This window comes from Methylobacterium durans, assembly GCF_003173715.1.
Taxonomy (GTDB): domain Bacteria; phylum Pseudomonadota; class Alphaproteobacteria; order Rhizobiales; family Beijerinckiaceae; genus Methylobacterium; species Methylobacterium durans.
Map to the genome: position 1 here is coordinate 3,409,048 of NZ_CP029550.1, position 23,302 is coordinate 3,432,349.

General features: G+C 65.7%; 15 protein-coding genes and 1 pseudogene. 10 read left to right on the forward strand and 6 right to left on the reverse strand.

Annotation, left to right across the window (positions count from 1 at the left end; genetic code table 11):
- Positions 1–2,139 (reverse strand): flagellar biosynthesis protein FlhA, encoded by a 2,139-nt coding sequence (flhA, locus tag DK389_RS15820; protein WP_109890974.1) that lies wholly within the window; start codon positions 2,137–2,139, stop codon positions 1–3.
- Positions 2,140–2,306: 167 nt separating this feature from the next.
- Between flhA and DK389_RS15825 the strand changes: the two genes are divergently transcribed.
- Both DK389_RS15825 and DK389_RS15830 read left to right on the forward strand, forming a co-directional pair.
- A complete protein-coding gene (locus tag DK389_RS15825) occupies positions 2,307–2,621 on the forward strand; it encodes a PepSY domain-containing protein (protein WP_109890976.1) in 315 nt (104 codons plus the stop codon).
- 40 nt (positions 2,622–2,661) lie between these two features.
- Positions 2,662–3,393 (forward strand): general stress protein, encoded by a 732-nt coding sequence (locus tag DK389_RS15830; protein ID WP_236960079.1) that lies wholly within the window; start codon positions 2,662–2,664, stop codon positions 3,391–3,393.
- A 49-nt stretch (positions 3,394–3,442) separates the two neighbouring features.
- On the opposite strand, the gene DK389_RS15835 is transcribed toward DK389_RS15830, so the two are convergent.
- From DK389_RS15835 to DK389_RS15845, 3 genes are all read right to left on the reverse strand, one after another.
- Positions 3,443–4,687, reverse strand: coding sequence for a KpsE/RkpR family capsule polysaccharide export protein (locus tag DK389_RS15835; RefSeq protein ID WP_109890978.1), 1,245 nt, complete (start codon positions 4,685–4,687; stop codon positions 3,443–3,445).
- A gap of 107 nt (positions 4,688–4,794) precedes the next feature.
- Positions 4,795–5,448 carry an ABC transporter ATP-binding protein gene (locus DK389_RS15840; RefSeq protein ID WP_109890980.1) on the reverse strand — a complete coding sequence of 218 codons (654 nt, stop codon included), beginning with the start codon at positions 5,446–5,448 and terminating at the stop codon, positions 4,795–4,797.
- 158 nt (positions 5,449–5,606) lie between these two features.
- Entirely contained in the window at positions 5,607–8,153 is a 2,547-nt protein-coding gene (locus DK389_RS15845; protein ID WP_109890982.1) for a DUF4214 domain-containing protein, read from the reverse strand.
- A gap of 399 nt (positions 8,154–8,552) precedes the next feature.
- Here DK389_RS15845 and DK389_RS15850 point away from each other — a divergent pair, with 399 nt between their 5' ends.
- The 4 genes from DK389_RS15850 to DK389_RS15865 all read left to right on the forward strand — a co-directional run bounded on the left by DK389_RS15850 (position 8,553) and on the right by DK389_RS15865 (position 14,482).
- Positions 8,553–8,999, forward strand: a complete 447-nt coding sequence (locus DK389_RS15850; protein ID WP_109890984.1) for a hypothetical protein — start codon at positions 8,553–8,555, stop codon at positions 8,997–8,999.
- Between the two features lie 246 nt (positions 9,000–9,245).
- Positions 9,246–9,902, forward strand: a complete 657-nt coding sequence (locus DK389_RS15855) for a ParA family protein (protein WP_109890986.1) — start codon at positions 9,246–9,248, stop codon at positions 9,900–9,902.
- A gap of 1,044 nt (positions 9,903–10,946) precedes the next feature.
- A complete protein-coding gene (locus DK389_RS15860; RefSeq protein ID WP_109890988.1) occupies positions 10,947–12,377 on the forward strand; it encodes a DUF6212 domain-containing protein in 1,431 nt (476 codons plus the stop codon).
- A complete protein-coding gene (locus DK389_RS15865) occupies positions 12,374–14,482 on the forward strand; it encodes a glycosyltransferase family 2 protein (RefSeq protein WP_162560665.1) in 2,109 nt (702 codons plus the stop codon). The genes DK389_RS15860 and DK389_RS15865 overlap by 4 nt, the downstream gene beginning before the upstream one ends.
- A gap of 43 nt (positions 14,483–14,525) precedes the next feature.
- Here the strand turns inward: DK389_RS15865 and DK389_RS15870 are convergent, their stop codons facing one another.
- Both DK389_RS15870 and DK389_RS32425 read right to left on the reverse strand, forming a co-directional pair.
- Positions 14,526–15,254: a DUF4214 domain-containing protein gene (locus tag DK389_RS15870; RefSeq protein WP_109890991.1), complete on the reverse strand. Its 729-nt coding sequence runs from the start codon at positions 15,252–15,254 to the stop codon at positions 14,526–14,528.
- A gap of 697 nt (positions 15,255–15,951) precedes the next feature.
- The gene (locus DK389_RS32425; RefSeq protein WP_162560666.1) at positions 15,952–16,203 is read right to left on the reverse strand and encodes a hypothetical protein; all 252 of its coding nucleotides are present in this window, start codon (positions 16,201–16,203) and stop codon (positions 15,952–15,954) included.
- A gap of 619 nt (positions 16,204–16,822) precedes the next feature.
- Here DK389_RS32425 and DK389_RS15875 point away from each other — a divergent pair.
- The 4 genes and pseudogenes from DK389_RS15875 (at position 16,823) to DK389_RS15895 (ending at position 22,996) form a co-directional block, all read left to right on the forward strand.
- Positions 16,823–17,083: a DUF6894 family protein gene (locus DK389_RS15875; protein WP_109890993.1), complete on the forward strand. Its 261-nt coding sequence runs from the start codon at positions 16,823–16,825 to the stop codon at positions 17,081–17,083.
- A gap of 874 nt (positions 17,084–17,957) precedes the next feature.
- Positions 17,958–18,505: pseudogene (locus DK389_RS15885) on the forward strand (formaldehyde-activating enzyme).
- A gap of 728 nt (positions 18,506–19,233) precedes the next feature.
- Positions 19,234–20,610: a DUF4214 domain-containing protein gene (locus DK389_RS15890; protein WP_109890995.1), complete on the forward strand. Its 1,377-nt coding sequence runs from the start codon at positions 19,234–19,236 to the stop codon at positions 20,608–20,610.
- Positions 20,611–21,145: 535 nt separating this feature from the next.
- Complete coding sequence (locus DK389_RS15895; protein WP_109890997.1) at positions 21,146–22,996, forward strand: DUF4214 domain-containing protein; 1,851 nt, start codon at positions 21,146–21,148, stop codon at positions 22,994–22,996.
- The last annotated feature ends 306 nt before the right edge of the window (positions 22,997–23,302 follow it).

Consider the following 23,302-nt stretch of genomic DNA (forward strand, 5'->3'; position numbering starts at 1 on the left):
TCACACCGAGCCGACGGTCCGCAGCCGCGCCCGCGGGTGGATCTCGGCCTGGCTCATCACCGGCGTCTCGCGGCGGAAGCGCTCGATGATCGAGCGCACGAAGGGCCGGGCCTGGACCGAGGTGACGAGGACCGGCATCTCGCCCATGCGGGCGGCGGTCTCGAAGCGATCGCGGACCGTGGTGACGAACTCGGACAGCTTCGAGGGCTGCATCGCGAGGTAGCGCTCCTCGCGCTCGCCGACGATGGCGTCGAGGAAGGCCTGCTCCCAGGCCGGCGACAGGGTGATGATCGGCAGCATCCCGTCCGGGCCCTGATACTGTGCGCAGATCTGCCGGCCGAGGCGGGCGCGCACGTGCTCGACGATGTCCCGCGGGTTCTTCACCGATCCCGCCACCTCCGCGATCCCCTCGACGATGGTGCCGAGGTCGCGGATCGAGACCCGCTCCGCGAGCAGGAACTGCAGCACCCGCTGGATCCCCGTCGTCGCGATCTGGCTCGGCACCACCTCCTTGACGAGGTCGGCATGCTCCTTCGGAAGCTCCTTCATGAGCTTCTGCACCTCGACGTGGTTCAGGAGCTCCGAGACATGGGCCTTGATGATCTCGGTGAGGTGCGTCGAGACGACGGTCGCCGCGTCGACCACCGTGTAACCCTTGAGCTGGGCTTGGTCGCGCAGCGACGCGTCGATCCAGGTCGCGGGCAGCCCGAAGGTCGGCTCCAGCATGTGCTGGCCGGGCAGTTGCACCTGTCCCCCCATCGGATCCATCGCCATGAACTGGCCGGGGAAGATCTGCCCGGTCCCGGCCTCGATCTCCTTGACCCGGATCATGTAGGCGTTGGCGTCGAGCTGCACGTTGTCGAGGATGCGGACCGAGGGCATCACGAAGCCGAGCTCGGCGGCGAGCTGGCGGCGCAACGCCTTGATCTGGTCGGTCAGCCGGTCCTGTCCCTCGCCGTTGACGAGGGCGAGGAGCGCGTAGCCCATCTCGAGCTTGAGGTCGTCGAGCTTGAGAAGATCGGTGACCGTCTCCTCCACCGCGGCCGCCGCGCCGGCCGCATCGGCGGGCGTGCCGTCGGCGGAGAGGGGCGGAGACTCGCGGTTCGTCTTGGCGATCTTCCAGGCGGCGTAGCCCGCGCCGCCGGCGAGAAGCAGGAAGGGCAGCATCGGCATGCCCGGCAGGAGCGCGATCAGGACCATGACGGCGGCCGACATGCCGAGCGCCTTCGGGTAGTTCGCGAGCTGCTTGCCGAGCGCCTTGTCGGCCGAGCCCTTCACGCCCGCCTTCGAGACGAGGATGCCGGCGGCCGTCGAGACGATCAGTGCCGGCACCTGGCTCGCGAGCCCGTCGCCGATGGTCAGCAGCGTGTAGGTCTTGGCCGCGGCCCCGAAATCGAGCCCCTGCTGCGCGACGCCGATGATGATGCCGCCGACGACGTTGATGAAGGTGATGAGGAGGGCCGCCACCGCGTCGCCGCGCACGAATTTCGAGGCGCCGTCCATGGCGCCGAAGAACGAGGATTCTTCCTCGAGCGCGGCGCGCCGCGCCTTGGCGGCCTTCTCGTCGATGAGGCCCGCCGAAAGGTCGGCGTCGATCGCCATCTGCTTGCCGGGCATCGCGTCGAGGGTGAAGCGGGCGGCGACCTCCGCGATGCGGCCCGAGCCCTTCGTGATGACGACGAAGTTCACGATGATCAGGATCGCGAAGACGATGATCCCGATGACGAAGTTGCCCCCCATCACGAAGTTGCCGAACGCCTCGATGACGTGGCCCGCGGCCGCCGTGCCCTCGTGGCCGTGGCCGAGGATGAGCCGCGTCGAGGCGAGGTTGAGCGCCAGCCGCAGCATGGTCGCCATCAGGAGCAGCGTCGGGAAGACCGTGAATTCGAGCGGGTTGTCGATGAACAGCCCCGTCATCATGATCAGCACGGACAGGATGATCGAGACGGCGAGCAGGAGGTCGAGCAGGATCGCGGGCAGCGGGAAGATCAGCACCACGAGGATGCCCATCACCGCGGTCGCGAAGAACAGGTCGGTGCGCTTCGTCAGCGCCCGGAGGCTCGCCCGGTCGGGAAGCTGGAAGCCGCCGAGCCCGGGGAGGTCGCTCCCGGTGCCCGCTGCGGATGCCGTCTCGCTCATGGGAGGAAGCCTCGAACCCGAACCCGTCGCCGAACCGGCAAGAATTGCCGGGTCTATGGTTAGCGCCCCGTTAATCCCCGTCGGCGCGGGCCCACTCAAGCTGGAACCAAGGCGGAGCCATCTGCTTGAACCGACACGATCGGAAACGCCGCCCGAGAGGTTCCTCCATGCGCACGTCCCTCCTTCTCGCCGCCTTGCTGAGCCTCGCTGGGGGCGGCATCGCGGGAGCCCAGGCCCCTGCCGCCCCGGACAGGCCCGCGACGACGGGAACCGCAGCGCACGGCGCGGTGGGAGAGAGGCTCGAGCCCGGCGCCAACAGCTTCACCGAGACCCAGGTGAAGGAGCGCTTCGCCAAGATGGGCTTCGGCGAGGTCAAGGATCTGAAGAAGGACGATCAGGGGATCTGGCACGGCAGGGCGACCCATGCCGGCAAGGAGGTCTCCATCGGCATGGACTTCAAGGGCAACGTCGCCGCGCAGTGACGAGACCCTGAATCCATCCGGCACAGCGAAGGAGCCAGCCATGGCGACACGTACCATCACCGCCCTGTTCGACGATTACGACGATGCGGCCCGCGCCGTCGACAAGCTCGAGGCCGAGGGCGTCCCGCACGGCGACATCAGCATCGTGGCGAGCAACGAGGGCGACCGGCATGCGGGACGGCTCGCGAGCGACGCGACGGCGCGCCCGAGCGCCGCGAACGAGAGCGACGCCGCGGACGGCGCCGGAACCGGCGCGACGCTCGGCACCGTGCTCGGCGGCGGAGCCGGCCTTCTCGCGGGGCTCGGGCTCCTCGCCATCCCGGGGGTCGGCCCCGTTGTGGCGGCGGGGTGGCTCGTCGCCACCGTGACGGGAGCCGGCGTCGGTGCCGCCACCGGCGGATTTCTCGGCGCGCTCACCGGCGCGGGCCTGAGCGAGCACGAGGCGGAGACCTACGCGGAAGGCGTTCGCCGCGGCGGCACGCTGGTCACGGTGCGCGCCGAGGAGGTGCAGGCCGACCGCGTCACCGCGATCCTCGACCGGCACGGGTCGATCGACGTGGACGAGCGGGCGCAGGGGTGGAAGGCGCAGGGCTGGACCGCGGGCGGAATCCGGCCCGCGACCGAGGAGATCGGCTCGACGGCGGTCGGGGCCGCGGCCTCGACGACGACGGGCCTCGACACCGAGAGCGGCCACACGCTCTACCCGGCCGACCGGGACCGGCCCGCGCCGGAGACGCCTGCGCCGCGGCAGACCCTCGGCACCGGCCGCTGAGGGAGAGAAGCAAGGGGCGGCAACGCGATGCGCGTCGCCGCCGCCTGCCTCAAGTCATCTGCTTGCGCGCGAAGAGGGCCGCCGCGAACAGCACGGCGGAGCCCGCAGCGATCAGGCTGATCATCAGCACGCGCCGCGGCTGCTGAGCCGACTCGGCCAGGACCGGTTGCACCACGAGGTTGAAGAACTCGACCTGCCGGGCCGCGACGATGCGGGCCCGCTCGTGCGCCGCGATGACCTTCGCGTAGTATTTCTCCGCATCCTTGCGCTCGTTGTCGAGCGCCTCGAATCGGGTGAGAGCGTCGGACAGGAGGCGCTTCTGCTCGGGGTCCTGGCTCGCCGATTGCCGCTCGATCCGGGCGATGTTGTCGTCGAGATCCTTGATCTGCGTCTTCAGGTCGATGACGCGGCGCGATTCCGGGGCGAGGTCGCGCAACGTCATCGTGAGCTGCACGGAGAGATTGATCCGGGCCGTGCGCAGCTCCGCCAGCACCTTGAGGTTCGTCTCGTTGGTCTTCTGAGCGTCGAGCACCCCGTCCTGGTTGCGCAGGTCGCGAACCGCGAGGCGCAGGCGCGTGATGCGCTCCTCGGCGAGCTTCATCTCGCGGGTGCTCTCGGCCAGGGCGTCGTTGCGCGCCTCGACGCTGAGCTGGTTCACCATCCGCTCGCTCTCCTGCAGGATCGCTTTCGTCACCGCGAGCGACTCGCCCGCGTCGAAGGCGTTGACGGTGAGCGTCATGATGCCGGAGGTCTGCTCGATCTCGATCTCGACCCGATTCTTCCAGTATTTGACGAATTTCTCGATCGGCTTCTCGGGGTCGAACCGGGCGATATAGTCGATGCTGTCGCGCGAGAAGATCTCGCGCAGGGGGATCTTCGCCTGAACGGCCTCGATCATCGGCCGGCTGTGGATGTAGGCGTAGGTGATCAGCGTATCCTGCGCCACCATCTGGTGCATCTGGGAGCCGCTGGTGGTGCCGACCGAATCCGGGCTCGCCTTGTCGACGGCGCCGATGGCCGGGCGCAGGGCGAAGCGCGCCTCGGTGACGTAGCGATCGGAGGCGATGATCCCGTAATAGAGCACCGCGAAGAGGGTCGGGAGGCCGAAGCAGACCGCGAAGAGGACGGGGACCCAGGGGTCGCTCTTGACGTGGCTCTGGTAGGACCGGATGCCCTTCTTGCGATCGGCGAAGCGCGAGAGCCGGGCGAGCTGCTTGAGCGATTCGGCGACAGCCTGGGAACGATCCGCCGGGGTGAGCGGCTGGCCCTGCGGATTGCGGATCTCGACGCTCATCGGCCCTGACGTGTCCGTTGCCTGTGCGGTGCGCGCCCGAGGGCGACGCGCCTAACGTGCCCTTCTGGCACCCGCCCGCGGCAAAACCGTGTCCATTCGGAGCGCCCTCACGCGTTGAGGCGGTGATACAGCTCGATCGCGTCGTTGACGTCCTCGTAGATGATCGCGCGGCCGTTGAGGAGCACCAATCCCTGCGTGCACCAGGACCGGATCACGTCCATGCTGTGCGAGACCATGATCACGTCGGCGTTCTTGCGTCGCTCCGAGAACACCGCTTCGCAGCGCTTCTGGAACCGGGCGTCGCCGACCGACGTCACCTCGTCGATGAGATAGCAGTCGAACGGGATCGCCATGCTCATCCCGAAGGCAAGGCGCGCGCCCATGCCGGAGGAGTAGGTCCGGATCGGAACGTCGAGGTAGCTGCCGAGCTCGGAGAAGTCCTCGACGTATTCGAGGACGCGCTTCGGATCCTCGCCGTAGATGCGCGCCACGAAGATGACGTTGTCGCGGCCCGTCATCTGCGGATGGAAGCCGCCGCCGAAGCCGAGCGGCCAGGAGACGCGCAGGCCCCGCTTGATCCGTCCCGAGGTCGGCCCCTCGGTGCCGCCGATGAGGCGCATCGTGGTCGACTTGCCGGCCCCGTTGATGCCGAGGATGCCGTAGCTGATGCCGGGCTTCAGCGTGAAGGAGACCCGCTCCAAGATCGTGCGGCGGTGACCGTCGGTCTTGTAGATCTTGGTGACGTTCTCGAAGCGGATCACGGCTGTGTGGCACTCAAGGGGCTGGGCGGCGCCCGGGACGAAGCCGGACGCCGCCCGATCGCTTCTCGCGGCATGATCCGCGAAAGCGGCGGTTTTTGGATCGCGCGGCGGACCGGATCCCGCGACGATCGCCCGCGAGACGCCGCGAACCTCGGGCCTCAGGCGAGGATCAGGCCGTAGGACGTGTCGACGTGGCGGCCCAGGTATTCGGCGCTGTTGCTGAACTGGACGAGGACGTCTGCCCGGTCCAGGGCGTGGGAATCGAGGGCGTTCGTCCAGTACGCGATACCTGAGGCGTCGCCGTCCCGATGCATCACGTTCTGGTAGAGTTCCGAGACGAAGGCGCCGTTGCCGAGGTTCTCGCCGTAGCGCCCCTTGAACTCGGCCGATTGCATGAAGAAATCGGCCACGCTGTCCACCGTCCTACCCTGGTGGATCTGGTTCATCCAGTAATACAGGCCGTTCGCGTCCGGCGCACGATCGAAGGCCGCCGCGTAGAGGCGCGAGGCGGCGTCGGCGCTCGATTCCAATCGGCTCGCGTTCTCGGCGCTGTTGCTGAACTGGATCAGCAGGTCGGCCTGGTCCATGGCGTGCGTGTCGAGAGCCTGACTCCAGTACTGCAGGCCGCCCGCGTCGGCGGTCCGGTTGAACGCGTAATCGTAGAGGTTCGCCACGAAGGTCTTGCTGTCGAGGTTCTCCCCGAAGCGGCTCGTGAACTCGACCGAGATCATGAAGTTCTCGGCGACCGCCTTCAGCGACTGGCCCTTGTCGAGCTGATCCACCCAGTAGCTCAGACCCTGCACGTCCGGCGCACGGTTGAGAGCCGCGCCGTAGAGACGGAAGGCGCCGCCGGCATTGGCATCGATGTCGAGGGCGAGGACGTGGTCGTCGAAGTGGATGCGCTGGACATCGACGAAGGTGTCGACCTTGCCGTCGCCGCCCTTGAGCGTCCACGAGCTGCCGGTTCCCCGCGCGAGGGAGTATTGACCCATCAAGCCGCTCTCGACGAGCGTGTTGATGCCGGTGCCGCCATCCATGTAGTTGCTGCCGGAGCCGCTGACGAAGATGTCGTTGCCGCCCGCACCGTAGAAGCTGCCATTGCCGTGGCCGGCGACCAGAAGGTTCGCCGCGTCGTTGCCGATCAGCTTGACGTGGCCGTCGCCCGCGATCGCCGTCGTGAACAGGCTGTCGCCGCTGATCTGCACGGCCTTGCCGGCGATCGTGGACCACGCCCCGGCGTGCAGGTCGATCACGTCGTTGCCGGTGCTGGCCGCCGCGTTGATCGCACCGTGGCCGGACGTGCTCTGCAGGACGTTGCGGCCCGCAAGGCCCGCATAGGCATCGGTGAACACGAAGGTGTCGTCGGTCGTGTCCGCGCCGTGGAGCGAGAGGGTGGCGCCCGTGAAGGTTCCAGTCGCCGCGCCTGCACCCTCGCTCACCTTGAGGGTCCACTGGCCCGTGCCGCCCTCGCCGAGGAAGGCGTTCGAGGAGAAGGTGAAGCCCGAGAAGGCGGTGCTGCCACCCTTCTGGTCGAGAAGGGTGCTGACGGTGCCGTTCGGCGAGACCAGCTGAATCTTGAGGTCGCCGACGCGGCTGTGATTGCCGGACAGGGTGATCTCGGCGCTCTCCAGCGAGATCGCCTGCGAGACGTTGAAGGTGTAGCTGATGCTGCGCGAGGCCGACAGCGTCTGCGTGCCCTTGGCTGAGACATCGATGTTGACCTCGTTCCACGAGGTATTCTGCGCGGTCCAAGTCTCGGCGAGGCGGACCGCGGCCCGGGCGTCGACGACGCCGTAGCCGGTGTCGTTCGAGAACTTCATGCCACCGCCGTTCCAGTGGGTGCCGGCATTGGTGATCGTGGCGATGCCGGTCGGCTGCTCGGCGGTCATGGCGAGGATCGTCCGGACGTCGCGCCAGCCGAGATGCGCGTTTGCCTCCAGCATGAGGGCGACGACGCCTGTGACCTGCGGGGTCGCGGCCGAGGTGCCGCCGAACGTGTCCGTGACGTCGGTCGCGGAATAGCCCGCGCTGCCGGCGAGATCCGTCGTGGTGATGCTGCGGTTGCCTCCGCTCGAAGGGGCCGAGACGAGGAGTGAGGCGCCGGGGTTCGAGTAATAGGCGACCTTGCCTTCGGACGTCACGGCACCGACCGTGATGACGTGCCGGTCGTTCGAGAAGTTCGAGAGGTTGGCATCGCTTCCGGCTGCGCGGCTGTTGCCGGCAGCGACCAGCTGTGTGGTGCCGAGCCCGCCGCGTCCGGTCTCGGCCGCATTCTCGATCGCCGCGAAGAACGGTGTCCAGGCGCTCGAGAGACGATTGATGTAGAGCGTCGCGTCCCAACCCCAGGAGTTGTTGGTGACGTCGAACTTGGCGGCGTTGGCCAGCACGGGTGCGATCGCTGCATTCGCGATGCCGATCACCGTGAAGTTCGTGATCGCCGCATTGTAGGCGACACCGATGGGGGCGGCCGCCGAGGGCTTGGCGCCGATGATGCCGGTGACTGCGGTCGCGTGCTTGTTGCCGTCGTCGAAGACGCCCACCGAGACGCCGTTGCCGGTGGCGTAGGCCCAGGCATCGACCGCATCGATGCCGCTCACCGAGCCGCCGTTCTGTAAGTGCCAGAGCGCGGACGAAGCGGCGGCAACGGTGGGGGCGGTCTCAAGAGAAAGCTGGCGGGCAAGCTTGCCGAGGGACACGGTGGACATCGATCTGCTCCGAAATTCGTAGGAACAGATTGCCTGCCGCTTGAGTAATTCAGGTTTAGAAGCGTAGTTAAACGAAATGAACCAGCGAAATGGAAAACAAAACCCGAAATTACGCTCCGATTAACTCTAAGAAATTCTGATGGAACGTCTCGTTAATGCTTTAAAATTCGACGGGTTTTATTTACTTACGGCCGGGTTACGGAGCTTGCTTAAGGGAGTGCGTCGGTAGAGGGTGTCCAAATCCTCTACGGCGCTGTGCCGCGCGAGCGGCTCGCAAGGGGCCAGCCCACGCGTGGTCGATGTGACGTCCTCGCTTGCGGAACCTGAAAGGTCGGGGCAGAAGAGCGTCCGCGTGTTCCGACGAGACGGTCACGCCGCGAACTCGCTCAAGGTCGGCGCGTGTTCGTCAGCCTTTCGGGGGGCTGCATGCTTCGCGACAACCGTTTCACGGACATCATCATCAATGGCTTGGCGATCTGCGCTGCGCTAATCTCGGTCGTGGGGACGGGCTACATCATCAATCACGCCTTCCAGGCGCGCCGGGACGAGGATGACGCCTCTGCGCTGGTCTCGAATGCGATCTCAGGCGACATCGAGAGCCAGCGAAAGCTCGCGGCCTGCTATAAAGAGGGGTGTCCGCCCTTGCCGCGGGCGGAGATCATCGGCTGCGCCTGGCGGAAGATCACGCTCGACACCGGTGGCAACCTGCCAGAAGATCAGGAGCAGGCTCGCGTCGCCTGCGGCCCGCTGAGCTCGAGCGATATCGAGATCTCCGAGAATGCGAAGGCCTCACTCCAGCGGCGCATTGAGGCCCGTCGGGCGGCCGCAGGCGTGGCAAATCCCTGAGCCGGCCCTGGCGCGCCCGGCACATGCGGGGCGGCCGTACGGATGCGCCGCGACGCGGATGTGTACGCTTCTGTTCTTTCGCCGATAACCGATTGGAGAATGGAAGCGATTCAGGCTACGCCAGCCCGATCGTGTCGGGCCGGGGCACCGCATTGGGCATCGTCGTTGTTTGCGGAGCTGGCGGCGCGTGAGTGCATCGCCGCTCCAACGCGGAACCCGTCCGCGCCTGCCTGAGGGGCAGCCCGCATGCGCGTGGTGACAATGGCCGCGCGCAAGGGCGGAGCCGGCAAGAGCACGCTCAGCATCCTGCTCGCTGCCCTATTCGCGCGCGCCAATTTGAAGACCGTGCTGATCGACGCCGATGCCGGTCAGCACACCGCCTGCGCTTGGTCCGGCCAGCGCGAACTCGGCTGGCCGTTGGTTGTGGCTGCGGCCGACCCGGATGAACTCGCGCTGTTGATCGGACACGCCCGGGAACGGATGCTCGATTTTTGCCTGATCGACACACCGGCGGGCCGAACGACTGTCACGGACGCAGCACTCGCGGCGGCCGACATCGTGATCGTGCCGACGAAGTGCGATGTCGCCGACCGCTGGGCACTCCAGGCGACGGTGGACGACGTCAACGCATTGGAAAAGCCCTACCTCGTCGTTCCGACCGAGGTTCCGGCCAAACGGCTCGGGATCGAGGCTCTCGACCTACGGCGCCTGCGCCGCGACATGGCGGATCTCGGAGACGCCCTCTGGGATGAACAGATCACCGATCGCAGGTCGATCAGCTACGATCTGGCCGCGGGCCGCGTGCCAAGCGAGACAGATTGGTCGGGTCTGACCAACACGGAATGCCGCGCACTCTGGCGACGGATCATGGATATTCTTCAGCGGCCACAGCCCCTGTCCTAGGCGTTTGTGGCGCGACCTGTGCCCGGACAAGCGGGGCGAACATCGGTGCGGCTGACATGTCGTGGCCGCCGCCAGGTTCGTCGGAATACCGATCTTCGCGAGCGCGAGACGTGGAGGGGTCGGGACCGATGACCCGCTCAGCCCGGCATCGCAGAACAGGTCCGCGCCTCAGGAAAATTCGTGTCTCTCGAGTGAATAAGGCGCAGTCCATATTGTCATGAACTATACAAAATGCGGACAAAATGAGCGGACGTCTGGAGTTCGATGGACAAATGTCACTATTATAGCTTCGCCGCCTCACGCGGCATGGTGGAAACACCCGACTTCGGCGGCCCTCATGGAGCCGCCGTTTCTTCTTTTAGGTCTGCCCGCCTCGCCGTGGCCGCACAAGGTGAGACGGTGCTGACAGCCGCCCGCTGTTTGATCCGAACCTTGCCCAGGGATCAGGGCAGATACGTCCGGCCTCTTCCCGCTGAGGGCCGGCAATTCCACGCTCGCCGACGCATGACCTGCCCCAAGCCAGCCCCCGCAGCCGCTGCGACGTCCTCTCTCGGTCAGGGGCGTCGCACCGTCGACCGCAATTCGGGCTCGCCCGGCCCGGACCGTGGGCGCACGGGGACTTCACGAGCGCCGACGGCAGCGTTCAGCGCTCGCGCATTCTCTTGGCGGGTCGAGGTCGGCATCTCGGTCTCCTGCGAGGCGATGAACCGCAACGCACCGGGCGCAACCGCTTCGCTCCGAAGCTTGTTGCCTTTGGGCTCGCCAGCTTCACGGCGCTCGCGACGCTTTCCAATTCTTTTGGGGACGGGGCGCGGTGCCGCGCATCCACTCCGTAGAGCCCGCGGCGTCAATCGGACTCGCGTGGCCGGCCAACGACCTCGCCCGTGTCCTCGAGTACAGGTGCTGGCGCGACTGATGGCGGCGACCCGCGCCCGATACGACGGCCTGACGCGTGTCCAGCACCGTCGAGACACCGGCATGCACGCACTCGACCGACAGTAGTGAAACCTTTATTCCCCGGGCTGTATGTCGCCTGGAGACAACGTGAACCGGTTCGAGGCCATGCAAGGCTTCTGTGTACTGATTGCCGACCCGGACGCCGCGTTCTGCCAAGCGCTTCCCGATTCGCTCACGACGCTTGAGGTGGTCGACCTCGGACCGGACGGTCTCCTCTGTCGTGACAATGCCGGGCAGATTCGGACCTTCCTGTTGCCGCCGACGGCCTGTCTCGGGCTGTTCGGCAGCCGCGTCGCGCGACCGCTGCTGGAGCGGGTGCGTACTTGGATGATCGAGCGCGGTGGCGATCCTGCGCCGGATGTGGTTCTCGCCGACGGCGCAGATGAGACGGCACGCGTCACGCAGGCGGTGCTCGGGCGGCTGCTTGCGCTATCGCTCTCCCTGGCGCGCGCGGCCGCCGAGCACGCGCAGCAGGTCGCGAGCCTGCGGGTCGAAATCGAGGCGATGGCGGCCGCGCGCGCGGATGTCGATCGCTTCCTGGGCGAGACTGGGCTCGCCCAGATGACTTGCGTGTTCAGCACGCGCGAGCCCGATTACGAGACGCAGATCGAGTTGACGCCGGGTAGCCCGTTGCGCCAGTTGCTGCCGATCCCGAGCACGGGCTTTGCCGCGATCGAGCTCGCCTGCGCCGCCGCTCCGAAGCGCCGCTCGAACCTGATCGCGCGCCTAATGAGCGTAGAGGATTGCGAGGTCCTGGCCGAGTGGCAGATCCCGCCTCCGGCGCGGGATGGCTGGGTGCGGCTCGGCCTGCCGCGCGCCGGCGCAGGCGTGACGCGCACGCTCGCCCTCGTTGTCGAGCCAGGCTCGGCCCGAACGCCCTGTGCCAATCTCGCTCTCGGCGGCCATCAACCGCTCGGATCGGCCCAGCTCACCGATATCGAGACGGGCGAGAGCATCGCACCGCACTCGCTTGCCTTTCGAGCCTACGCTGCATTGCCTGACACCACGCCGCCCCATGCGGACGGCACGCTGCTGCCGGTCGCTGCCGAACGACCGCGGCAGACACCCTTCGCGCTGAGGGCACTGCCCCACGAGACCCTCGTGCGCCTCGCCCCGGAGGCCGTGAGCAACGAGGTTCGCAAGGCGGACGATGAGCCGCTCGTGCTGTTCGTTCCGGAGGCCGGTGCGATCTTGTGCCGGCCAGGCTTCGGAGGGCGGCTGCCGGATGCGCTTCGGCCCGAGGCGCAGGGCATTGCTCTTGATCTCTCGGTCCACGCGGATGTGCCGCGCGCACTCACGGTGCGTCTGCGCATTGGCGAGGCCGGAGAGGGGAGGGCGCCGACAAGTCTGGCAAGTGAGACTCTGACGGTCGGTGGTTCGAGCGCTCAGACACTCTCGCTGCTGCTGCCCGCGCCCCTTCCGGCGCCCGCCGACCTGCACTTCTCGGTCGATGCGGTAGGGCCCGAGGCCGGCGGGTCCGCCTGGGCCGTCCTCAGCCGGTTGCGGATCTACCAGTGAGGCGCATCGTTGCCTCGGATCGGGCACCGAGCGTGCCCGCGACGCAGGACGCTCCGGCGATCGCGGTCGTCATCCCGGTCTACCGACAGCCGCACTTCCTGATCGAATCGGTCGCCTCGGCCTTGCGGCAGAGCCTTTCGATGGGCCACCGGATCGTCATCGTCGATGACGGCTGTCCGCTGCCCGAGACCCGGGCGCTCGGACTCGCCTTCGCGCTGGCCGACCCGCACGTGCACGTGATCCGCACGCCGAACCGGGGCTTGAGTGCGGCCCGCAATGCCGGGATCGACTACGCCCTGTCGTGCTGGCCGGGCATCGAGGCGCTCTACATGCTCGATGCAGACAACAGGCTCACGCCGCGCAGCCTCGAGATCGGCCTCTCTGCCCTGACGAGACACCCCGAGGCGGACTGGGTCTACCCGCAGCTCAGCAAATTCGGGATGGGATGGGCGGGCCATGTCGACGTGCCGGTCTCACCGCTCCACACCCTGCTCGCCGGCAGCTTCATGGAAGCGAGTTCCGTCATCCGGGCCCGCGTCTTCGCGGCAGGCCTGCGCTACGACAAGACGATGCGGGCGGGCTACGAGGATTGGGAATTCTGGATCCAGGCTTACGCGTCGGGTTTCCGGGGGATCTGCGAGCCCGCGATGGGGCTCGATTATCGCTATCGGCCGGAGAGTATGGTCCGCAATGCCGCCCGGCAGCGACCCGTCCTGCTGAGCGCCCTGCGCCAGCGCCACCCGTCCCTCTTCGCGGCCCGGACCCTCCTCGGCTTCGAGCAGGCGCATCACCCGCGCTACGGCCTCGTCGCCGAGGCAGGGCTCGTTCGGTTCACCGATTGGGCGGACCGGCGCGAGGTGCTGGCGTCGGACGATCTCGCCGACGGGCTTGCGCGGTCGCGGGCCGAGCCCGAAGGCGGAGGGCTGCCGCCCTTCCTCGTGTTCGCGGATCCGGACCTCGTCGCCTCCCTATCCCGCGCCCGGATCCTGCAGAGCACGCTGCGTCGCCTCGAAGGTGCTGTCGCCCGTGGCGCGGGGTGGGCAGGGCTCGCGCTGACGAGCGGACAGACATCGGGCCGATCGGAGGAGACGCCGGTCGGCGACAAACCCGCGATGATCCTCGTGGCGAGCGACCGCTGGGCCGACCTTGTGGCCGGTGTCTCCGATGGCGAGATAGAAATGGCCGAGGCCTTGGCGGCGATGGCGTGGATCGACGCGACCCTGCCGCCCGATCCCAGCGAGGTCACGACGCTGCAGCCGGATGCCCGCGTTCGGGTGAGGCGAGCGCTCCTGACTTGCCGAACGGCCGTCGGCCGGTCCGAGCCGCCGAAGCGCTGGCACTGGCAGACACGAACGCTGTTCGATGCGGCCGAGCTTGTCGAGACCTTGCGGACCGAGATCGGTGGCGCCCCGCTCTCGAATCTCGCCCGCGGATCCGGGCAGCGTCTCCTCGGACTGGTGCTCGACGAGCATTCCCTGCAGGGGCTTGCGGTTGCGCGCGGTCTCTCTGGGCCGCGAGGCTCGGATCCGACCCGGGTGCATCTTCTGCATTGCGGCCCCCTCGCCGGCCTCGCGGAGCGGGTCGATCTGTGTGAGGTGGAGAGCCTCGACGGTCTGACGCTGCCGGAGCCCGGAAAGCGGGCGTTCCGGTTTCACGGGGAGCCCTTCGATCTGCCGGAGCCGGATGATCCGGCCTGGCGCGAGATCCGCGGAGCGCTCGCCGGCTTCGATACGATCCTGATCGGTGTGCCGCGCCTCTTCCCCATCCTCGCCGAGTGCCGCGCGAAGGGGACGCGGACCATCGTCTATCGGCCCGAGGGCGGGTGGCCCGACCACGACACCCGCCTCGTTCTCGCCTTCGAGCACGCGACCGACGCGCTCATTGTCGAGTCCGAGGACATCGCCGCGCGGCTCGCGGCCCAGGGCTTTCCGCGATCCAAGATCGCGCTCCCGCGAGGAGGCGTCGCCGTCCTCTTCCCAGATACGGCTGGCGAGGCCGGACGGACAGTGCGGCCCGGTCCGCCCATTCCACAGCCGGAGGCGGATCAAGACGGGCAGTTGCCAACCATCCCGCGCGCTGAGCGGCACAGGAAGATCCAGACCTGACCCCGGATCGCGTGGGCCGGGTCCGGTGCGCCGTGACACGACCTCAGATATGCCAGGCTTCTGCGACTTGGCTGGCCATGTGATAATGGGCTTCGACGCTGTCCGCGATGGCGGACGCCACGGAGGCGCGTGAGGCGCCGTGGCCCAACTGCCCCTCCCAGAACTCGAGGCCCGTCTTCTCGGCCTGCCTACCGAGAGCATGTTCGTAGAGGTTCTGGAGGTAGGCCGTGTCGCTCAAGCCCACGTGGTTGGCTCGGTATTCCGCTGAGTTCAGGAACATCTCGGCGACGTCGCTCAGGGTACTCCCATGCGCGATCGCATCGCGATAGTAGTGAAGGCCCTCCGCATCCGGCGCTCGGTCCAGAAGGCCATGGTAGAGGCGCGCCACATCACCTGCCGCGAGCACCCCGCCGATTTTCGCCAAGTTTTCCTCGGACAGCACGAAGTGCATGGCTACCTCGGCGCGCTCCGAACCCGCTCGAAGCGCAGCGATCCAGTAGTTCAGGCCGGTGCTATCGGCGGGGCGGTCGAGTACGTCCTCATAGAGATGTTCGACGTACTCGCGCCGATTGAGATCTCCGTAATGATCTTGACCTTGTCGTGACTCGAAGTATTGTTCGATCAGATCGACAGCTTTATGGGCGGTGTCGGAACCAGTCACATCCCACATTCGGTCGAGCACTCGGCCTGGGTTTGGAGCTCGACCATTCAAACTATCGAAAACCGCGTAGACGATCTCATCGTCCGCGCCGGGAAAATCTTGCGCGATCATGGCTGGTGCTCCGCCCGAAACGCAGACTAAGTCTCAGGAGTCTCTGAAAACGTCTTCTCCAAACTGCGGTCGGCGGGGTGGAGTGACAACTGCCACAAAGACGTAGATCCATCGCTATAAAGTTCTACGCAGGAAGGGAGCTGCGTTCTTTTTTGCTTGTGCAATGCCAGGGACTGTGCGCTTGCAGCAAATCGTAGAACAGCCCTGCCGTGCGTCGGCTCGGTATAGCAAAGGGGCGCCACGAGTGGCGTGCGAGACCGGGCCGATCGGGGTGCGGCAGTGGGCCGATACGACGTGTCGCGCGGTCAAGTGAGCTGGTCGCCTCGTCCAGCCCGTCCCAGTGCGGCGGGATCCCGCGCAACCGCACTCCGACCGCATCCACGACCGAGGCGCCGATTGTCGAAGCGGTGGGATCCTCCGGCAGGCCCGCCGGGCCGAAACAGAGGGGGAGAGGCCGGTGCGAGGTTGATCTCTCCCAGCGGTGTCCCAGGGCTGCGGTCATGCTGCGACGCTTCGGCAGCTAACGGCTGTGTTGTTCAAAGGGTGTTCGCGTTCGAGGCGCGAAGCCGCGCGTCGGACGGCATGACTGAGGCCGTGGGCTGCCCCGCACCACTTCAGCGCGCGGTGCTGATCCTGTGACCCGATCGTGGGCAGTCCATCATGCACCACCGCCTTCTGTGAGACGGTGGCGCCTCCCTCAATCTTCAGCAGGCTCGTCACTAATAGCCAGAGCTTCCCGCCGTCGATCTGCGGAGCGGCGCGGCGGATCGGTCCAGCGTGTGAAGTCGGCCTCGTCGTCGCCAGCCTGCCGCGGGCTGATCGCCGGTTGCTCCGCTCGCGAAGCAGGTTCTGGCGGCCGTCCAGACACCTCATCTTCGAGCATGAGCAGAGCCGCCACAATCAGGCAGACCAGGACAGCGCTCGGTGCGAGGGCGCGGATGAAGGGCATAGGTTACTCCGATCCTGCGAGGCTGGATCACTCTGCACGCGTCGGGATCGGGCCTCCGCATTATGGCCGCGAAAGGGCAGCCGGAGGTCCGACCACCGTGGGTGCGGAACGCGACGGGACTGGGCGCGACCGGCCTCGGCGTCGGGCTCTCGCCTACGATCGAAGGTGCCAGAGGAACGAGTCAGCGGTCTCGACGGTGCGGGGAGCCGGTCGTTGGGCCTGCTTTGACGCAATGAGGACGCAAGCCATGGTCGTGACGCCGAGCGTTGGAGAGGCACGATGGAGTCTGCGCCCAAGCCCGGTCCAGGATGCATCGCTCAGCCGCGGCGCGCGGGCCACACGTCCGTGCGAATGCGCACTCGCACGCCGTAGGACTCCGCTCATGCCGGAAGAGATGGTTTACATCTAAACCATTGCAGATCCAAGCAAATTACACTTCCTGTGATCGTAAGAGGCGCACTCTCGACAATTGTACGTATGGTGTCATACGCAATCTCGGCATGTTCGCAAGTTGAATTGAGGTGAGATTTTACTTAGGTCGAGCGCGGCGCCCGATTCGATCGCGACGCATTCCCAGAACTTCATCCCTATGCGCAGACCAGCCTGCGAGAGCGCTTTGATGGCCCGCTATTTTTTTGATGTGCACGAGGCTCATTCTTCCATCATCGACCATGAGGGTGTCGATTGTGCTGAGGTGTCGGCCGTTTCAGAGGAAGCCCTTCGTGCCCTCTGCGAGATCGCGATCGACAATCCTCGGAAGTACCTCGATCAGAAGCTACGGATCATCGTCAGGGATCCCGGCGACGAGGTAGTGGTGACGGCGTCTCTCGGCCTGTCGCTTGCGTGGCATGCTGAGGATGCTGACGCGAGGGCGGCCTGAAGTTTTGGCCGCTTCGCATCACGGCTTGAAACGCGCCGCGAGCTTCTCGGGAGCGCTGGCATCGAGCCGCTTCAGGCGCTCGAGCGCACGTTCTGCGTCGCGCTCGACGATCGCTTCGTAGCCGCACTTTCACCTCCCTAACTTGGGAAACCAAATTGCGGAGCTTCTCGAGCGGCGGTCCGTCGTCTGCGAGCTGAGTGGCGGACAGGGCGGATCTCTCCTTGCCTTGCGGGTCCGCAGCGAGCGTGTCGGCAAGCTCCAGGAGGGCCTCTGAGATGATCCCGAGCTGCCGTCCGAAACTTGCAACCTCCCTGATGACTGCGGCCTCGATCTCGGGAACGCCCTGATAGAGGTGTTGGGAGATGTCTTGGCTGACAGACCCGCTCAGGGGCGCGTAGAAGGGGAAAGAGAACCAGGAATACGAGGTCGGATTGCCGGACATTGCGGATCTCCTCGGGTGCGACGACGAGGATGATCTTTCAGGCGGCCCTGATGCTCAAGGACGCGCGCCGCACACCCTGTGGTGTGCGGTGTCCTTTCGAGATCGACTGGGGCCTCGGCCGGGTGAACGCTTGGCGCGCTTCGTTCGTGATTGTTCAGCCATCTGCAGCGTGCGCCTGGCCGACTATCGTCCGGTCAATCGGGGTGCTCGAGACAACCGGATTGGTGCGGCTCTCCCGTGGGCCATGCTTCATGCGTGGCTGCGCTCTATTCGCATTTGCGGTGGCAATGGGCCCTGAGGGAGAGCAAGCCGGGACAGCACAGCGGCGTGTTCCGGAGGTGGGGTGGACCCACCTCAGGGACATGTGAGACACCCCGGCCGCGCTGATCGGCTCTCGGTCAGCGAGCGGATTGATCAGGACGGATACCGAGCATGAGCGAACGCATCATCCTACGCGCCGGCGAGGCCCTCGTGGCGGGCGGTCCCCCAACACTGCCTCCGAGCCCGAAGTCATCATCGGTGAGTTGGACGGTCCGGTGGGCACGGCCATCGCCACCCTCACGGGCGATCAGGTCGTCGGGCACAGCCGGGTCTTCGCGCTCCTGAACACGGACATCATGGTGCGCCCGGTGACGCTGTGCGTGTCGAAGGTGAGCGTCACGGAGTCGAAATACACCTCGATCCTGATGGGCACCGTGCAGTTCGCTATCGCCAACGGCGTGCTCGACGCGGTGCGGGCCGGCTACCTGCCGAAGGACCGGGTCAATGATCTCGGCATCATCTGCTCGGTCTGGCTGAGCCCGGGCGTGATCCAGGCCGAAACGGTCGACCACAAGGCGCTGTTAGAGATTCAGCGCAAGGGCATGACCGAGGCGATCCGCAAGGCCATGACCAACGAGCCGTCGATCGACTGGCTGCTCGAGAACCAGGATAAGATCATGCACAAGTATTACCAGATGGGGCTCGAGGGTAAGATCTAGGCTTTTGGCTCAAAGCGAATGCAGTTGATCGGCCATCCCTCATGAAGATTGGTCCGAAAACACCGGTTGCATCGTTTATCTCTGGCCGCGTCAGCTGAACCCGTCGACCGGTATGGTTGCGCAACAGCGCCATGGGCAAGCAGGGTGAAGCGGCATTTTGGACCGTGACACTCCTCCGGCTTGGTCATAACGGGTCAGCCCGCTCGATCTCGCATAGCCAACCGACAAAGCCCCGCGACCTCACGGTTCGCGGGGCTTTTCATGTTTGGCGCGCAGGCTCTTCCGGCACCGGCTGAACCGCTTGCGCTATTGAGCTTCGCAGTCTCATTTAACGAACTCCGAGTCCTCTGGCTTCTGGCAGAATTTATATCCTGCATCCCTAGTCCACAAATGTCTAAGACTTGCAAAATAGAGACTCAAATACCTTTTCGGTTCTGATAAAGTGCTGTAAAGCCCACTCTTTTGTCGATAAGAACAAATTCCGATTTCAATCGAATTGTTGGGTTTCTGCAACGGTGCGCTGTTTTGAGAATCGATATTGGACATGACGGACAAGCGTCGGGTTCTCGGGGGCTGAAATCAGTGCTACCGCTCGTGAGTGAGTTCTGGAGCGGGACAATCCTGTTCTCGCTCCGCCACGAGCGGATCCGCAGCAGTATGCGTCGCTAGAATTCTGGCCACAATCGTTTTGCTGTCCTGCTGCTGAAACTGTAGATTGAGGGGGAACAATGACGACTTTTATCTGTTTCGAGCCCGCGGATGCGCCCACGCTTGATCTGTATGGATATTACAAGACCGCCACTTATACGAACCAGACCGCGACGGGTTTCACCGCCGTCGTTGACGCAAACACCCGCATCGATCTAACGGGCTCTGACTTAGCCTACCAATCCGGCTTTCCGATCTCAGGCACGACCACGTCTGCGACGGTGTTCAAGAATGGCTCCGCCGCTTACGCCATGAGCGGCTTCGCCATTACGATGGAACAAGCCGCCATCTACATGTCGCAGAGCCCGGTCACGGTGAACAAGTCCGTCTTTGCCGGCGCCGACACCATCGTGGGTTCGGCCTTCAACGATGTGCTGGATGCCTGGGGCGGCGACGACACGCTCACCGGCGGCGCTGGGAACGACACCGTTCTGGGTAGCGAGGGGCGCGATACCGCGGTGTTCAGCGGCAATCGGTCCGACTACACCATCTCCAGCCACGTCGGCGCGAATGGGCAGATCGAATTCACGGTCGTCGATGCGAACGCAGCGCGCGACGGCACTGACACGCTTCGCGGCGTCGAGGTCGCGAAGTTCGCGGACGGATCGTTCGATCTGACCGTCGCGCCTCAGGCCTCCTCCTTCGGCCATGTTGCCACGACTGTGAGCTCCGCCGGCGGGCAGGTCTACGCGCTGTACGAAGGCCTGCTCGGACGCGCTCCGGATGCCGGCGGCCTGGAATACTGGGCGGACCGGTTCGATCACGGCACATCCGCGCGAGACCTCGGCCAGTTGCTCCTGTCTTCCCCGGAAGGCCAGACGCGGACCGGAGGCCTCAGCAGCGGCGACTTCGTCAACCAGCTGTACCAGACCACGCTCGGTCGCCCGGCCGACGGCGGCGGGTTGGCTTACTGGACCGACCAGATCGACAATCACGGCGCCCAGCGCATCGACGTGGCCAACAGCTTCGTCTTCTCGGCCGAGCATGTCTCAAGCTTGCAGAGCGCGTTCGATGCCGGCGTCTTCGTGGCCGACAAGCAGGCGGCGGACGTGGCGCGACTCTACTACACCATGCTGAGCCGCGCGCCCGACGCGGGCGGCCTGCAGTACTGGGCCAATCAACTGGATCAGGGCGGCTCCATCAGCGATCTGGCGAAGGCGTTTCTCGGCACCCCGGAGAACGTGTCGAAGTACGGCGGCATGCAGAATGGCGACTACGTCGATGCCCTGTACGTGAACGCGCTCGGCCGACCGGCGGACACGGATGGCAAGGGATACTGGACGGATCTCTTGAACCACGGCACGTCGCGTGCGGACCTTGCGGTGCTGCTGTCGGACAGCGCGGAATCCCACAGCGTGCACCTCAACCAGATCGAGCTCGGCTGGCACCTCGCCTGAGCCGAATTGCGGCGATCAACCGCTGAGCCCGCCCGGTTCGCCGCGGCGGGCTTTTTCATGTCTTAGCGCCGCGCTCGGCGAACGCGCGCCCCCGGCCCCGAGCAACCTCGCGTCCGGATGCGTCATTCTCGCGCTCCTGAACGGGATGGCGCATCGGCACGGGTCGCCCTAACGCCCCGCGGCTTCGATCTTCAACGCTGGCAACCCACATTCACGAGGACCGATTCTACTCGCCCTCGCAAAGCCCGCTTCGGCATCCCAACCCCTCCGCCGAGGCGGGGTCAGTCATATCCGGGCTCGACCTGTGCGGTTCGCCGCGACTTGGCCGCTCTGCTTGAGATTCGAGAGCGTAGATTCAGGCTGGTGCAGCAGTAGAAGTGGCTGAGATTGCGGTGATAATTCTCTGTCAATCTCAACGCACACTCGGAGCGTGCGGGTCGCAATCGAGAAAGTTTAACGTTTATCCAACGATTAGGCTTAAATTTATCGCTGTTGCTTCCCGTTTCTGAAGCCAAGATCAGCGAAGATTCAACAAATGGTTAACATCAATGTGGCTGTTGTCACTGACGGCAACGAAGGCGACGCTGTCATCAATGTTTTGAATGCTGGTGCGGTTCAAACGAACGACACGAATGGGGGGTTCAACGGGTCGTTCTTTTCGAGCTACAAGACAACAAACGCTTACTATAATGTTGACATTAAAGCATCTGATGGCAGCACGTTTGATATCAACTCAATCTACGGCGTGAATGCCGGCAGTACAACCGATATTCTGGTTTTTCAGGGGCTCGGTCCGACAGATAACGTTCTTGCCTCCATGCAAGTTACGTACAATCCGACAGATGTTACGCACAGCTATGCATCGCAACAGACGACTCTCAACTTCACTGGAATCACGACGCTTCGGGTTTTTGCGATCAACAATTACGGGCAGCCCTTTTATTTCGACTCTCCGGATTTTGGGAATATCTCGGCTGGTGGGGCCGACACGACGCCCCCGACCCTGACCATCACGAGCGTGACGGGGGCAACCAACCTCATCGATGGCCACACGATTCTCGGCACGATCGGCGCGGACGATGCCGGTGCGACGGTCACGATCCGCGACGGCAGTACCGTGCTCGGCACCGCCGTCAGCGATGCGCAGGGCAACTTCAGCTTCGCCCTGCCTGATCTGCGTACGGGGAGCGGCCAGACCTACAACCTGACCGCATCGGCTTCGGACACGGCCGGGAATGAGGGTACCAGCGCGGCCTTCTCGTTCACCCTCGACATGGTGCCGAACCAGAACCTTTTCGGCAGCTTCGGCCCGCATCTGAGCGACACGGCCAAGGCGGTCTACGCGCTCTACGACGCTCTTCTGGATCGCGCGCCGGACGCCCTCCGGTTCGAGACCTACATCCGATCGGTGGAGAAAGGCGCGTCCCTGCACGACATCGCGGCCTCCTTGCTCGGCTCCGCCGAGGCGCAGGCCCATGTCGGCGCGACCGGCAATGCCGATTTCGTCGAGCAGCTCTACGAGACGGCCCTTCACCGCAGCGGTGATCCCGACGGGTTGTCCACCTACACGCAGTACCTGGATCAGGGCGGCTCGCGGGCGGACGTGGCGCTGATCTTCGCGCAGAGCGCTGAGAATGTGGCCGGGCTGACCGCTCTCTCGTCGAACACGACCTTCGCGCCGGATCCGACCGCCTCCGACGTGGCGCGCCTCTACTATGGCGTGCTCGACCGAGCCCCCGACGCGACCGGTCTCCAGACTTGGACGAACGCGGTCGATCACGGCACGAGCCTGCAGGCTGTCGCCCGCGCGTTCCTCGCATCCGACGAGTACGAGGCCCACACCACCGGCCTGACGGACGCGCAGTTCGTCGACAGCCTGTACCACCAGGTCCTGGCGCGCACCGGAGATGACGGCGGCGTTCAGGCCTGGTCGTCGGTGCTTGCACAGGGTGGTAGCCGCGCCGCGGTCGCGAACGCGTTCACGGACTCCTTCGAGTTTCAGTCCGCGCACGCGGGAGCCGACAACGCCACCTACGTCCAGGATCTTTATCAGGCTGTGTTGGGCCGAACTGGGGATGATGCGGGCATCCAGGCCTGGTCGAGCGCCCTCGACACCCAGAGCCTGACGCGCACCGACCTTGCACACGTGTTGACGGCCTCGACGGAGTTCCAGACCAAATACGTCCAGCCCACCGACGCCGCCTTCGTCGACAGCCTGTACCTCGGCGCTCTCGGCCGCCACGCCGATGACGCCGGGCTGCAGGGTTGGACGGACGCTCTGACGCACGGCGCCAGCCGGGCGGAGGTCGCGGTGTCCATCTCGGAGAGCGCCGAGGCTCAGGCCCACCTCGTGAACGTCATCGAGCAGGGCTGGCACCTCGTCTGAGGTCGCGCTCAGCTTTGCAGTTTGAGCCCGCCCGGTTCGCCGTGGCGGGCTCGTTCGCGTCGGGACTTTTGAGGGTTCGGCCTGCGTAGACCGCAGGGTTGCCGGGGCAGACGGCGGGCCAGTCAATCCGGTGCGCGGCGCTGCCTGTGCGCCGCATTCCGATCACCTTTGGCCCGCCCGGCCCAGCCGAGCGGGCATTTTTGTACGCTGCGCTTCGAAGCCGCCGACAGCGCGTTGGGGGGGCAGCGCCGAGCACGGCGCGTCGGCTCGTTGCGGTGGCGGACCGCGGAGCTTCAGCCACACACC

What these genes read in the sequence shown, in the direction of transcription:
- DK389_RS15855 (WP_109890986.1), top strand. Translation starts at nt 9,246, where the DNA reads ATGCGCGTGGTGACAATGGCCGCGCGCAAGGGCGGAGCCGGCAAGAGC.
- DK389_RS15845 (WP_109890982.1), bottom strand. Translation starts at nt 8,153, where the DNA reads ATGTCCACCGTGTCCCTCGGCAAGCTTGCCCGCCAGCTTTCTCTTGAG.
- DK389_RS15835 (WP_109890978.1), bottom strand. Translation starts at nt 4,687, where the DNA reads ATGAGCGTCGAGATCCGCAATCCGCAGGGCCAGCCGCTCACCCCGGCG.
- flhA (WP_109890974.1), bottom strand. Translation starts at nt 2,139, where the DNA reads ATGAGCGAGACGGCATCCGCAGCGGGCACCGGGAGCGACCTCCCCGGG.
- DK389_RS32425 (WP_162560666.1), bottom strand. Translation starts at nt 16,203, where the DNA reads ATGCCCTTCATCCGCGCCCTCGCACCGAGCGCTGTCCTGGTCTGCCTG.
- DK389_RS15870 (WP_109890991.1), bottom strand. Translation starts at nt 15,254, where the DNA reads ATGATCGCGCAAGATTTTCCCGGCGCGGACGATGAGATCGTCTACGCG.
- DK389_RS15830 (WP_236960079.1), top strand. Translation starts at nt 2,662, where the DNA reads ATGGCGACACGTACCATCACCGCCCTGTTCGACGATTACGACGATGCG.
- DK389_RS15895 (WP_109890997.1), top strand. Translation starts at nt 21,146, where the DNA reads ATGGTTAACATCAATGTGGCTGTTGTCACTGACGGCAACGAAGGCGAC.
- DK389_RS15890 (WP_109890995.1), top strand. Translation starts at nt 19,234, where the DNA reads ATGACGACTTTTATCTGTTTCGAGCCCGCGGATGCGCCCACGCTTGAT.
- DK389_RS15875 (WP_109890993.1), top strand. Translation starts at nt 16,823, where the DNA reads ATGGCCCGCTATTTTTTTGATGTGCACGAGGCTCATTCTTCCATCATC.
- DK389_RS15825 (WP_109890976.1), top strand. Translation starts at nt 2,307, where the DNA reads ATGCGCACGTCCCTCCTTCTCGCCGCCTTGCTGAGCCTCGCTGGGGGC.